Origin of the sequence: Ralstonia flatus (assembly GCF_958439105.1) — a bacterium.
Taxonomy (GTDB): domain Bacteria; phylum Pseudomonadota; class Gammaproteobacteria; order Burkholderiales; family Burkholderiaceae; genus Ralstonia; species Ralstonia flatus.
The window spans coordinates 599346-612478 of sequence record NZ_CAUDLI010000002.1; the positions used below are offsets into that span (position 1 = coordinate 599346).

Here is a 13133-nt window from a genome sequence, read left to right on the forward strand (position 1 = left end):
CGTTCTATGGGTGAGACAATGCGCCGGTCCTTTGGAGAACGGCCATGGAAGACCTGAACGACCTCGTCCTGTTTGCCAGCGTGGTGACGCACGGCAGTTTTTCCGGCGCCGCCAGGGCGCTGGGGATTCCGAAATCGCGCGTGAGCCGGCGCGTGGCCGATCTGGAAACGCGCCTGGGGGTGCGGCTGCTGCAACGCTCGACGCGGGCCGTGCATGTGACGGACGTGGGCTCGGCGTTCTATGCGCATTGCGAATCGATGACGCAGGCCGCCCGCGCCGCCTTCGAAGTGGCCGAGCACGCGAGCGAAAAGCCTTCGGGCCGGCTGCGCGTGAGCTGTCCCGTGGGCGTGGCGCATGTGTTCATCGCGCCCGTGCTGTCCAAATTCCTGCGCGCGCAGCCCGATGTGAGGCTGGAGCTGGACGTGACGAACCGCCGTGTCGACGTGATCGGCGACGGCTACGACGTGGCGCTGCGCGTGCGCTCGACGCTGGACGATTCGAACCTCGTCGTCCGTAGCTTTGGCGTGAGTGACCAGGTGCTGGTGGCCAGCCCGTCGTTTGTTGCCGAGCATGGCCCGTTCGAGACGCCCGAATCGATGCGCGGCGTGATGGGCGTGGGCGTGGAGGGCGCCGCTGGCGAGCGGACGCGCTGGCGCCTGACCACGCCCGAAGGCGGTGCGGTCGATATCGAATACACCCCCGCATTGGTGACGGACGACCTGTACCTGATGGGCCAGACCGCGCTGGCTGGCATTGGCGTGGCGCAACTGCCGTTCAACCTCTGCGCGGAGCCCGTGCGCGACGGTCGGCTGGTCGTGCTGCTGCCGGAATATCGCTTGCCGGTGCACCAGTTTCACGCGGTGTTTCCGTCACGCCGGGGGCTGGTGCCGGCCGTGCGCGCGTTCATCGAATTCCTGGCCGAGGAGCTGCCCGGCATCACGGCGAATGTCAGCCGCTGTTATGAAGACATCGTCCCGAAACCCGATCGTTGACTCTGCAACGAATGCGAATCGGCAGTATCATCAACGGCTTCGCTTCCCCCATTGGCGTGCGTGCTCCGAGCGGCATGCGCGCACTCTCCCATGTCCTCCCGCCCCAGCATTGAACCGCCCAAGCCAGACACGCCCACTGCGCCAATCGCGTCGGCACCCAGCGCGGCATCGAGCCCGCTGGACGCGCTACCGGTTGCCGACATTCCGGTGATGGCGGTGATGGGCGGGCTGATGCTCGCCATCTTGCTGGGCGCGCTGGAACAGACGATCGTTGCCGTGGCGCTGCCCGTGATCGCAGGCGAATTCAACGGCTTTGCGCTGATGGCGTGGCTGGTGTCGGCGTATCTGGTGGCGTCCACGGTCGTCACGCCCATCTACGGCAAGTTGAGCGACCTCTACGGCCGCCGCGCCATGCTGACGACGGCCATCGTCCTGTTCGTGCTGGCGTCGGTGGCGTGTGCGTTGGCGACCAGCATGCCGATGCTGCTGGTTGCGCGCGTGCTGCAAGGCCTGGGCGGTGGCGGCTTGATCTCGGTGTCGCAGGCCACGATTGCCGATGTGGTGCCGCTGCGCGAGCGCGGGCGCTACCAGGGCTACGTGAGCGGCATGTGGGCCATGGCCAGCCTCGCCGGGCCGGTGATCGGCGGTTACCTGACGCATTACCTGTCGTGGCGCTGGATTTTCTGGATCAACCTGCCGCTGGGCATCGTCGCGCTGCTCGTTGTACGCCGCACGCTGCGGCATCTGCCGGTGGCGCACCAGCGTCGCCCGATCGACGTGCCGGGCGTGGTGCTGTTTGCCGCGGGGCTGACCGCGCTCTTGCTGATGATCACCCGGGTGGGGCAGGGCACGCCGCTCACGCAGCCCGACAACCTCGGCCTGCTGGCGGGCGCGGTGGTGTTGCTGGGCGCGTTCGTCTGGCAGGAAAACCGTGCCGTCGAGCCGATCATTCCGCTGTCGATGTTCCGTGTGCGCACGGTCACGATCTGCTGCCTGGCGCTGTTCCTGTGTTTCTTCCAGTTGATTGCCACGTCGGTGCTGATGCCGCTGCGCTTTCAGATGGTGGCCGGTGCCAGCCCCGATGCGGCCGCGCTGCGCCTCGTGCCGCTCACGCTGTCGATTCCGCTTGGCGCCTTTATTGCCGGCCGGTGGATGACGCACAGCGGCCGCTACAAGCCGTTGATGCTGATTGGCGCAAGCGTGGTGCCGTTTGCCGTCGCATCGCTGGGTTTGCTCGACCCGCACAGCGTGCTGGCGCTCACCCTGGCAATGATCGTGCTCGGCCTGGCGATCGGCGTGCAGTTCCCGACTGGCCTGGTCGCCACGCAAAACGCGGTGCCGCCGCAGACGGTGGGCCTTGCCACGGCGCTGACCGCCTTCTCGCGCCTGTTGGGTGGCGCGGTGGGCGTGGCGGTGCTGACCTCCGTGTTGATTGCGCTGCTGCGTCAGGCTGCGCCCGGCGCGCAGGTGGCGGCCGGCGGCGACGTGCTGATGGACCTGTTCCACGCGGCCCTGGCAAGCAATGGCGCCGACGCCCAGGCGTTGCAACGCGCAGGCGAAAGTGCGTTCCGGCATCTGTTCTTCTTTGCCGCTGCGGTGTCGGTGATTTCGCCGCTGCTGATCGTGCGGCTGGAAGAGAAGGCGCTGCGCGGCAAGGTGTCGCTTGCCGAAGCCATCGAGTAAAAGACGAGCGCGCTAGCTCGTGGCAGGCGCCAGCGCGCGCCGACGAGCGCGGCGCGCCACGCTGCCGTCATGCAACGCCCAGCGCAGCGTCGGTGCCACGGTGCGCATGGCCGCCGAGGCAAACGCCGTCTGCAGCGGCGGCCGCTTCAGATCAAGCATCTGGATGGCCCACGGCGGCAACAGCTGGATGCCCGCGTCCAGAAAGAGGCGTACCGCCGGGCGCAACCCCGGGCGCGGCGCCTGCCACGTCATCAAGACGTCCACCACCGTGCGCGTGCGATCGCTGGCCACCAGCTCGGCGCGCATCGCGTTCAAATAAGTCTGGACCGCCGCCCGCGATTTCGGCACGTCTTGCGCGCCAAGCATCTCGGCCACCAGCGCGGTCTCTTCAAAGTAGCGATCCTGCTGCGCGCCGCTCAGGGTGCCATCCACGTAGCGCAGATAGCCCGCCAGGAAGCTCGACATTTCGGCCACGTGCACCCAGGTGAGCAGGTCGGGGTCGTTGGCGGAATACGGCCGGCCATCGGGCGCGATGCCCTGCACGCGGTGGTGGATGGTCTTCACGCGTTCAATGAGCGCCAGCGCATCGTGCCGGCTGCCATACGTGGTGCCGGCCACGAACTGGGCGGTGCGGCCCAGGCGCCCTTGCAGGTCTTCACGAAAATTGGAGTGGTCCCACACGCCGGCCAGCGCGCGGGGGTGCAGCGCCTGCAACAACAGCGCGCTGATGCCGCCGGCCATCATCGCCGGAAAATCGGCGTGCACCTTCCAGCAGACTGCATCGGGGCCGAACAGGCCGGGGTCGCCCGGCGGCGACGCAATGTCGAGGGTGAGGCTGCCGGTGGCGCGCGTCAGGCCGCGGACCTGATTGGCGATGCGTTCGCGAATGGCGTCGAGTGGCGAGGGCATGGTGCCGAAAGTGCCGGGAAGCACGAGGCGAAGAAGCGTTCATTTTACCGAGCCGCATCGGCGCATGCCTTGGCAGTCGTGATGACAGAACGCCGCACGGACGATGTGCCGGCGCAGGACCATTTGTTGCGACGGCATGTGCATCCGCGCCTCCTAGAATGAAGAACGATTCCACGAGAACGCCATGCCTATGACCCCCCGTCGATATACCACCTGGTCTGGCTCGCTTGCCGTGATTGCCTTGATGGCAGGCCTGTGCCTGAGCCTCCCCGCGCGTGCGGCAGACAACGCGCAAGCGCTGCGCGACAAATACCAGACCGTGGCGCCCCAGCTGGCCGATAACGTGTTCCATCGTCCGTTGGTGCTGGAATCCACCGAAGCGCCCGAACGGCTCAAGAGCGACATCTATAGCGTGCTCGACTACCCGTTCGCCGCCGTCAAGAGCGCGCTGGGCGATCCGGAGCACGGCGCTTCCAACTGGTGCGACGTCCTCATCCTGCATCTGAATATCAAGTATTGCCACGCCACGCAGGGCACGGATGGCAGCGTGCTGAACGTGAACCTCGGCCGCAAGGTGGAGGACTCGCTGTCCAGCAGCTATCGCCTCGAGTTCGGTTATCACCCTGTTGTCAGCAATGCGGATTACTTCCGCGTGGAACTCAGCGCGGCTTCCGGCCCGCTCAGCACGCGCGACTACCACATCATGCTGGAGGCCATTCCCGCGCCGGGCGCCGGCAACCACACCTTCCTGCACCTCACGTACGCATACGGTTACGGCGCGGCGGGGCGCCTGGCGATGCGCACATACCTTGCCACCGTGGGCAGCGGCAAGGTGGGTTTTACCAAGACGGCGGAATCTTCATCGGGCGGGGACCCCGAATATGTGGGCGGCGTGCGCGGCCTGCTCGAGCGCAACACGATGCGCTACTACCTCGCCATCGACGCCTACCTCAAGTCGCTGTCGGCGCCGGCGGACAAACGCTTGCAGCAGCGGCTGAATACCTGGTTCAGCGCCACCGAGCAGTACCCGCGCCAATTGCATGAAATCGAACGGCAGGACTATCTGCAGATGAAGCATCACGAAATCGAGCGCCAGCAGACGGCGCAGTGACGCTCTTGGTAAGTCAGGCCGGGCGGTAGACCTTGGCGAAGCGCTGCGCCTGCACGACGCCGTAGTCGCCGGGGGCGTATTGAAGCACCCAGTCACCGGCCTGGCCATGCAGTACATCGCCGGCTTCGGAGCGCGCCATCGAGAACGCTTCGCGCATCTGCTTGGCCAGCACCACGCTCGGCCGGTTGCGGTAGGCGCCAGCCTGACCATGCGCGAGCGATGCATCGGCGGGAGCGTACTTCGCATCGAAACGCTCGCGCGAGACGACCCAGCGGTCGCCGGTTGAACCGGTGATCAGCGCATCGCCGGGGGCGTAGCGGTTCGGGCCTTCCAGGCTCATCAGCTCGCCGGCTTCGGAGGCAAAGTCGACGTGGACAATCTCATCCTTGACGAAGGGGCGGGCGGCGGGGTCCGTGCGGAGGTCGACGTGTTGCAGGGCGGGCATGAGGTGACGCGAAAGGCGGTGAAAGCCCGGTCGGGCGAAAGGCTGTAAGCGTAGCGCAAATGGGGCCGTTGGGCCCCGTGTTTCCGTCGCGGCGTCGGTCATGCCGTGTAGGGCCGTGTAACCAACGTCGATAGAGCGATGGGCCGATCGCGCGCACAATACCGCAGCTCAATTTCGCGGAGTGTGCATGCTCATCGATTGGTCCCTCATCGCCACGCGCGAGGCTGACGCGCTGCACGACACGATCGTCGACGTGGAAGGCTGGGCGATGCCGCTGGACGCCGCGGCGCAGTCCGCCGACTATTTCCTGCTGAGCGCTGAGGCGCCGTGCTGCGGCGGTTGCGTGTCGCGCAACCCGGCCGCCAGCATCGAGGTGTTTGCAGCGCAGCCGATGCCGGTGGGGGACGTGACGCGCGTCCGCGGCCGGTTGATGCGTTTGCAGGACGACCCCGCAGGCTGGCGTTATCAATTGGTGGATGCCGCGCTCGCACCCGGGCAGCCTGCGGCCGGATCGCCGCGCATCAGCCGTCGCGTGTTCCTCGCGGCGGGTGCGGCGATGGGCTTGGCAGCCTGCGCGCCGGGCCGCTTTGCCAACTACACCGATGCGCCGTCAGAGGCGTCGTCCATGTGGACACCGCCGGCCGGCACGCTGACCATCGATATGCACAGCCACGCCGGGCGCGTGATTGTCTCGCGCGACCCCAAGATCGGCGCCAACCGCCCCTTCTTGCCGGTGGCGGAGCCCATGCGCGCCGGCGGCATGCAGGTCATCTGCCTGGCCATCGTGACCGACACCACCGCCGTCCACGTGGGCGCTGGCGGCAACCGTTTCGAGGCGTTCCGCACGCCCGAGCCCGGGGAGCTGTACCAGCTCGGCATGACAGAGTTTGCGCGTGCCCAGCGGCTGATCGAGCGTGAGCAACTGCAGGTGGTGACCGACGCCGCCTCGCTGGCCGCCATGGGCACGCAAGGGCCGAGCGTCATCATCGCGTCGGAAGGGGCTGATTTTCTGGAGGGCCGCATCGAGCGCGTCGACGAGGCCTACACGCAGCACCGTCTGCGGCACCTGCAACTGACGCACTACCGCGTGAATGAACTGGGCGACATCCAAACCGAACCGCCGGTGCATGGCGGCCTGACGGATTTCGGCGCAGACGTGGTGCGCCGCTGCAACGCGCTGGGCATTGTGGTGGACGTGGCGCACGGCACGTATGACCTCGTCAAGCGGGCCGCGGCGACGACCACCAAACCGCCGGTGCTGTCGCATACGGCGTTGTCACGGGCGCCCAGGTCGCGCAGCCGGCTGATTTCCGCCGACCATGCACGCGCAGTGGCGGACACGGGCGGCGTGATTGGCGTATGGCCCAATGCGGCGGACTTTCCCAACCTCGATGCCATGGCGTTGGGCATCAAGCGCATGGCCGATGTGGTGGGCGTGGCGCACGTGGGGCTGGGCACCGACATGCTGGGCTTTATCCGGCCGCCGGTGTTCACGGGCTATGCGCAGCTGCCGGCGCTGGCGACGGCGTTGCTGAAGGCGGGATTCACGTCAGTGGAAGTTGGGCAGATTCTGGGTGGCAACTATCGGCGCGTGTTTGAGGCGACGGTGGGTTGATCGAGGCCCGCAAGGCGGCCAACACCTTGCGGGCCCGATCACCGCACTTCCCCGTGTGCCCTGCTTGTCAGCGGTGTATCAGCGGTCGTATTCGACCGACGTCGTGAAGTTCAAATCCAGCGGATCGGCCCACGACATGTTGGTGAACGACATGTCTTGCGCGCCCGTCCAGCCCGTCACGGCCGGGAAGGCCGTTCCTTGATCGCCCGCCACGTTCACGGTGAGCGTGGTTCCGGGTGCCGCCGGTGATGCGCGGCCCACGCCATTGACGAACACCGCCGGCTGGCCCGACATCGTGGAACGGATCTGCACATTGACGCGCTTCACGAACGGCACACCGGCCTTGGTCGTCCACGTGACGGGCAGGGTGGGGCCACCCGCAAACGTCGACGCCGTGCCCGGGGTGAGGATGTCGCGCGTGGCCTGCGAGATGTCCTGCCACGTGTACTGGCGCAGCGCATCCGGCGAGGGCGATGGCGTGCGCAGGCGCACCGTGTACGTCTTCGACGGCTGGCTGGTGACACCACCTTGATAGATGGCGATGGTGTAGGCGCTGAACGGCGTGATGGTCGCCAGCTCCGTTGCCGTCAGTTGCGGCTTGGCCCAGGCCGTGTTGTTGCGCGGTGCGTCGCCTGGCCACGTGAAGCTGCCCTGGTTGGCCGGGTCTTGCGCCACGCCTGCCAGGCGGAAGTTGTTGCGGCAGGCGCTTTGCTTGGCCAGTAGCGCAAGCTGCGCCGGGGTCTGGCTTGCGCCAATCTGGGCGCGGATGTTCAGCGTGTCGCACGTGCCGGAAGACGGCTGCAGGAACACGCCATTGCGCAGGCCCGGGCCAGTCACGATCGCAAAATCGACAGGCGTGCCGGCGGCGTCGACGATGCCGACCTGCATGTTGATCGAATCGACAAACGCATTGGTGCCCGTCATTGCGGTGGCGCTGTTCAACCAGTCCCACTTCTGCGCGTTGGCGTTGACCTTGGTGAACACGGCGCGCTGGTTGCCGACGATGCGCCAGCCGTTGTCGCCGCTGGCGCGCGAGGCCGGCTTGACCGCCACTTGCACGTGCTGCTGCATGCCGTCGCGAAGGCCGTCGGCGCGGGTCCAGGCGAGCTTGACCCACAGCGTGTCACCGCTGCTGGATGCCACGCGGATGATCTCCGGCAGGCTGAAGCTGGCGTTGTTCATTGCGTCATCGGCAAACAGGCCGGGCGCGCCGCCGCCCAATGCGGGGCCGAATTCCTTGTCGGCAGTCAGGCCGTTGTTCAGATAGGACGAGGGCACGCCGTTGATGAGCGCACCGCTGGCCACGTCGTCCACGAAGATCTGGCCGCAGACGGGCACGCTGCCGCCCGTGCGCGCCGCGCCCGTGGAACCCGCAAAGCACTGATTGAGCGCCGTTTGCAGCGCCACCAGATCGGACGCGGTCGGCAGGTTCGAGACGGGGTTGCCATTGATGGTCGCGACGCTTGGCAGGCTGGCCTTGTCGCTGGGCTGTGGCGCGACGCCTGGCGAAAGCTGCAACTGCGCAGGCGTATCGCTCGACGCGCCGGCCACGGAGCTGATCTGCACGCTGCCGTCCGGCAACACGTTCACCCGCACCTGATCGAGCAATCGGTCCAGCCCTGGGGCGCCCGCCGTCAACGGGCCCGAGATCAGGTCCGCGCCGGTGTTGCCGGTGGCGGCCAGCAGGTCGGCCAGCGCGGCGGCATAGGCGGCGACGGTGCTGGAGACGGTCTGCGCGGTCACCTTGCTTTGCAGCAGGCCCGTGTTGCCCAGGAGCTTGGTCGGGTTGTCGCCGACGATGGTGGCGGCGATGGCGTTGGTGATGGGCGTGATGTTGATCGTCTGCGTGCCTGCACTGGCAGACAGCGCGATCAGCGTGGCTTGCGAATCGGCAACATTGCCGGCCGCAGACAGCACGAACGGCGCGGCAAGACCGGTGACCGTGCATTGGAAAGCGCCCGTGGTGGCGTTGGCCGGGCAGTCGACCGATTTGCCGGTCGCGTCCATCAGCGTGACCGTGGCGCCCTGCATGGCTGCCCCCGTGGCGGCGACGCCGCTGACGGTCTGCGCTGCCGGGACATTGGTGCCCGGCGATGTGCTGGCGCTGCTGCCGGAATCGCCGCCGCCGCAGGCCGATACGGCAAGCGTGGCCAGTGCGATTGCAATGGGGGTGAGTTTCATGGAGTCCTCCCTGGATCGTGGGTGCGCCGTGCGTGCGACGCCGTTATCCCGTTATTCGGCACGGAGATTCTCGAAGCGCGCCCCAAGCGTCCGCATCATTCATTTGGAGGAAAGTGCTGCCAAATGAATGATGTTGATCGGCGCACGCACGTGCTACGTTTGCGCACATAACATGTCCGCTGCCACTTCGCTTGCATGGGGTGAGCACGGCGGGCGCCAAGGCCAGACAGCCATCCTTCGGGGGAGGGACGCGTGCTCAAAGACCAGCTCATTGGTGATCTGTACGAAGCTGCGGTGACGCAGGAAGGGTTTCTGGACGTCTTCCAGGGTGTGACCGAATCGCTTGGCGCGGACCTGTTTCACATGTTCAGCTGGGATGCCGTGCGTAATGCACCCCAGCTTTCGATCTACTCCCCGAAGCGGGGGCTGGACGACACCATCGGACTGTATGACAGGTACTACGGCGCGCTGGACCCTCGCCGCGGTTTTGTCGAACGTGCGCGCGTGCGCGAGTTTGCCTTCTGCCAGGATCACCTGTCGGACGCGTATGTTGAGCGCAGCGAGTTCTTCCAGGACTATCAGATTCCGGCGGGCTTCCGTTATCTGATGGGCGTGCGTTTGGAGCGTCCCGGCAGCAGTGACCTCCTGCTCGGCATGTTGCGAGCGCACGGCCGGACGCCATTTTCCGATGAGGAGCGCGCCACGGCGGCCGGCATGACCGGACACCTGCAGCGCACCATCAACCTCTGGCAGGACACGCGCGTGTTGCATCGCGATGCAGCCCTCGGCGCAGAACTGATGGAGCAGCTTGGCCTGGCCGTGTTCGCACTCGGGCGGGATCAGCGTGTGCTGTTTGCCAACGCCCAGGCCGAGGCGTTGCTGCGCGCATCGACTTGCCTGCGGCTGGAGCACGGCCGACTGACTGCCGCGTTTGCTGCCGACAACGATGGCCTGCAAGCCGCGCTGGGGCGGGTGGCGAAGTCGCGCAAGGGCGAGAGCCTTGCCGTGCGGCCGGCACTCGGGGCGCCGCACGAAGTCTTCCTCGGTATTTCGCAATTGCCGGCCAACGCTGCGCATGCCGCATTTGGCGATGCCGCCATGCTCGTGACAGCGCGCCGCAAGGGCGATGCGTCACCGGTAACGGCCGTGCAGCTGCGCCAAGCGTTCGGTTTGTCAGCGGCAGAAGCGGCGGTGGGCGAAGCGCTGATCGCCGGCAAGACGCCTGACGAATACGCGGCCAACGCCAACGTCGCCATGTCGACCGTGCGTTCGCAGCTACGGGCCATCTTTGAAAAGACCTGCACGCGCTCGCAGGCGGAGGCGGTGGGCGCCATGCTGTGGGTGCTGTCGCAGCGCAGGCCGCAAGGCTAGACGGGTGTCAGGAAAATACCGGACGGAAGAAGCTGCGCTCGTAGCTGACGATGCAGCCGGTGTCTTCTGCGTACTGGAAGGCCGCCACGCAATCGGGGTCGGTCTTGGCGCGCTCGCGATAGACCTCGTAGGCGGCCAGGCTCGGGAACGAGAACAGGGCCAGCGCGACGTTGTTCGCCCCTTCCGATGGGAGAAAGTAGCCGTGGTGCTGGCCGCCGAATTTCTCGACGAGCGGAATCCACATCTTTCCGTAGGCTTCGAATTCGGCCAGCCGTGCCGGATTGATGATGTAGCGGAGGTAGCAGGTGATCATGGCGCGTGCGGTGAGGTCGGAAGCGCACCAGCCTAAACGTCCGCCCGCGGTCCGGTCAATGCCGTGTGCGGGCGGCGTGTTCAGTCTCAGTAGTAGCGCAACTCCGTCGCCTTGCCGTGGAACACCTTGTACGAGTAGATCGTGTAGCCGACGATGGTCGGCAGCACAATCGCCACGCCCACCAGCATGAATTCAAGCGATTCCGGCGCGCTGGCGGCCTGCCAGATGTCGAGCCGATCCACCACCAGATACGGGAAGAGGCTGTAGGCGAGGCCATTGAAGGCGAGCAGGAAGATCGCCCCGGTACCGACGAACGGCGCCCAGATGAGATGTTCATCGCCCTTGGCAATCTGCTGCGGCAGGCGGCGCAGCACCCAGTCGATCAGCAGGAACAGCACGATGGTCACCAGCGGCACGGGCGCCAGCAGGATGATGTTCGGCAGCGCAAACCACTTGTCGAACACGCGTGTGCTGACCCACGGCGTCGCCAGCGACACGGCGGCCACGCCGAGCGCGGTGAACCACAGGCTGCCGCGTGCCCACTGCACAGCGCGCAGCTGCAGCGCGCCTTCCGTCTTCATGATGAGCCACGTAGCGCCCAGCAGCAGGTAGCCGGCAATCAGGCCGCCCGCCGTGCAGATCGCAAAGATGACGTTGGCGGCGTCGTACTGAAAGCCGGTGATGTATAGCCCGAGCATCAGGCCCTGCGCAGCGGTGGCGATGACGGAACCTGCATAGAACGCGCGGTTCCACCACGGCTTGTGGTGCGCGCGCGCCTTGACCCGAAAGTCGAATGCAACCCCGCGCAGGATGAGGCCGAACAGCATCAGCGCCACCGGCAGATACAGCGCGCCCAGGATCTCGCCATGGGCGGCCGGAAACGCCACCAGCAACAGCCCGACACCGAGCACGAGCCACGTTTCGTTGGCGTCCCAGAACGGGCCGATGGAGGCGATCATGGTGTCCTTTTCGGCGTCGTCTGCGCGGCGCAGCAGGATGCCGACGCCGAGGTCGTAGCCGTCGAGGACGACGTAAGCCAGCACGGCAACCCCCATCAGGGCCATGAAGACCACCGGCAGCCAGCCGGCGGGTTGGGTGAGGTCGGGGATGGCGTTCATGCTTGGCTCCGGGCGGGATGGGCAAAGACCGGGTTGGGTGTTTCGATGACGGGCGTGCCGGTGGCATCGGGGTCGGTGGGGTCGATCACGCCACCGGCCTTGCGGGCCAGATAGAACACCACACCGATGTAGGCGGCGATAAGAAATACATACAGCGCCAGGTACATCGCGAGCGTGCTGCCGATCATCGCGGCCGGCACCGACGACGCTGCCTGCGCGGTGGTCAGCACGCCATACACGAGCCAGGGTTGGCGACCGATTTCGGTGACATACCAGCCGGCCACCACGGCGAGCCATCCGGAAAACGTCATCGCCACCAGAACGCGTGCGAGCCAGCGTGGCAGCTCACCTTTGCGGCGCAGGCGCCAGGCGCTTGTCCACGAGACGGCCAGCATCAGCAGGCCCACGCCCACCATCAGGCGAAACGCGAAGAACACCGGTAGCACGGGCGGATGCCGCTCGAACTGGTCCAGCCCGCGCACCTCGCCGTCCAGTGAATGCGTGAGATACAGCGATGCCGCCTTCGGCACCGCGATTTCGTAGCGATTGCTGCGGGTTGCTTCGTCCGGAATGCCGAACAGCACGGCGGGCACGCCGCGTTCGGTTTGCCAGATGCCTTCCATCGCAGCCAGCTTGGCGGGTTGATGCTCCATCGTGTTGAGGCCGTGTGCATCGCCGGCGGCAATCTGCAGTGGGATCAGCACGGCCGCCAGCACCACGCCGGTCTTGAGCGTGGCTCGCACATCGGCAGCGCGATCGTTGCGCAGCCACCGATACGCCGACAGCCCCGCCAGCAGGAACGCGACCGTGAGGCCCGACGCCAGCAGCATGTGGGTGAATCGATACGGAAACGACGGATTGAAGATGATGGCGAGCCAGCTTGCCGGATGCGCGCGGCCGTCGATCATTTCGTAGCCGGCCGGTGTTTGCATCCACGAGTTGAGCGCGATGATCCAGAACACGGAGATCGTCGTGCCGAGCGCCACGAGAAACGTCGCGAACGTATGAATGCGTTCGCTCACGCGGCCGGTGCCGAACAGCATGATGCCGAGGAAGCTCGCCTCCAGGAAGAAGGCGGTCAGCACCTCGTACGCCAGCAGCGGGCCCGCGATATTGCCGACGGTATTCATATAGCCGGGCCAGTTGGTGCCGAACTGGAAACTCATCGTGACGCCGGACACCACGCCCAGCGCGAAGGTCAGGGCAAACACCTTCACCCACAGGCGGTACGCAGCCATCCAAGCGACATCGCCCGTCTTGCGAAAGCGCAGCTTGAAGAACAGCAGCACCCACGCCAGCGCAATGCTGATGGTGGGAAAGAGGATATGGAATGTGATGTTGGCGCCGAATTGCACGCGCGCAAGGACAACGGGATCGAGTGACATGGGCTTTCTC

Annotated in this window: 11 protein-coding genes; 5 read left to right on the plus strand and 6 right to left on the minus strand. The window is 66.3% G+C overall.

Translation table 11 applies throughout. The features are described 5' to 3' along the window. Nucleotides 1–44 precede the first annotated feature (44 nt). Both R2676_RS06445 and R2676_RS06450 read left to right on the plus strand, forming a co-directional pair. Nucleotides 45–992 carry a LysR family transcriptional regulator gene (locus R2676_RS06445; protein ID WP_206273566.1) on the plus strand — a complete coding sequence of 316 codons (948 nt, stop codon included), beginning with the start codon at nucleotides 45–47 and terminating at the stop codon, nucleotides 990–992. A gap of 90 nt (nucleotides 993–1082) precedes the next feature. After that, a complete protein-coding gene (locus tag R2676_RS06450) occupies nucleotides 1083–2675 on the plus strand; it encodes an MDR family MFS transporter (protein ID WP_206273565.1) in 1593 nt (530 codons plus the stop codon). 12 nt (nucleotides 2676–2687) lie between these two features. On the opposite strand, the gene R2676_RS06455 is transcribed toward R2676_RS06450, so the two are convergent. Further along, nucleotides 2688–3584: an oxygenase MpaB family protein gene (locus tag R2676_RS06455; RefSeq protein WP_206273564.1), complete on the minus strand. Its 897-nt coding sequence runs from the start codon at nucleotides 3582–3584 to the stop codon at nucleotides 2688–2690. A gap of 184 nt (nucleotides 3585–3768) precedes the next feature. On the opposite strand from R2676_RS06455, the gene R2676_RS06460 reads away from it, so the two are divergent. Beyond that, nucleotides 3769–4695: a hypothetical protein gene (locus R2676_RS06460; protein ID WP_206273563.1), complete on the plus strand. Its 927-nt coding sequence runs from the start codon at nucleotides 3769–3771 to the stop codon at nucleotides 4693–4695. 13 nt (nucleotides 4696–4708) lie between these two features. Here R2676_RS06460 and R2676_RS06465 read toward each other — a convergent pair whose 3' ends face one another. Further along, nucleotides 4709–5140 (minus strand): PGDYG domain-containing protein, encoded by a 432-nt coding sequence (locus R2676_RS06465; protein ID WP_206273562.1) that lies wholly within the window; start codon nucleotides 5138–5140, stop codon nucleotides 4709–4711. 187 nt (nucleotides 5141–5327) lie between these two features. Here R2676_RS06465 and R2676_RS06470 point away from each other — a divergent pair, with 187 nt between their 5' ends. Further along, nucleotides 5328–6755, plus strand: coding sequence for a dipeptidase (locus tag R2676_RS06470; protein ID WP_206273561.1), 1428 nt, complete (start codon nucleotides 5328–5330; stop codon nucleotides 6753–6755). A gap of 78 nt (nucleotides 6756–6833) precedes the next feature. Here the strand turns inward: R2676_RS06470 and R2676_RS06475 are convergent, their stop codons facing one another. Next, on the minus strand, nucleotides 6834–8936 hold the full coding sequence (locus tag R2676_RS06475) for a hypothetical protein (protein WP_206273560.1): 2103 nt from the start codon (nucleotides 8934–8936) through the stop codon (nucleotides 6834–6836). 252 nt (nucleotides 8937–9188) lie between these two features. On the opposite strand from R2676_RS06475, the gene R2676_RS06480 reads away from it, so the two are divergent. Continuing rightward, entirely contained in the window at nucleotides 9189–10307 is a 1119-nt protein-coding gene (locus tag R2676_RS06480; RefSeq protein WP_206273559.1) for a helix-turn-helix transcriptional regulator, read from the plus strand. Between the two features lie 7 nt (nucleotides 10308–10314). On the opposite strand, the gene R2676_RS06485 is transcribed toward R2676_RS06480, so the two are convergent. From R2676_RS06485 to R2676_RS06495, 3 genes are all read right to left on the minus strand, one after another. Then, nucleotides 10315–10620 (minus strand): NIPSNAP family protein, encoded by a 306-nt coding sequence (locus R2676_RS06485; protein WP_027679166.1) that lies wholly within the window; start codon nucleotides 10618–10620, stop codon nucleotides 10315–10317. 86 nt (nucleotides 10621–10706) lie between these two features. Continuing rightward, the gene (locus tag R2676_RS06490) at nucleotides 10707–11738 is read right to left on the minus strand and encodes a cytochrome d ubiquinol oxidase subunit II (protein ID WP_206273558.1); all 1032 of its coding nucleotides are present in this window, start codon (nucleotides 11736–11738) and stop codon (nucleotides 10707–10709) included. Continuing rightward, on the minus strand, nucleotides 11735–13123 hold the full coding sequence (locus tag R2676_RS06495; RefSeq protein WP_206273557.1) for a cytochrome ubiquinol oxidase subunit I: 1389 nt from the start codon (nucleotides 13121–13123) through the stop codon (nucleotides 11735–11737). The genes R2676_RS06490 and R2676_RS06495 overlap by 4 nt, the downstream gene beginning before the upstream one ends. Nucleotides 13124–13133: the final 10 nt, after the last annotated feature.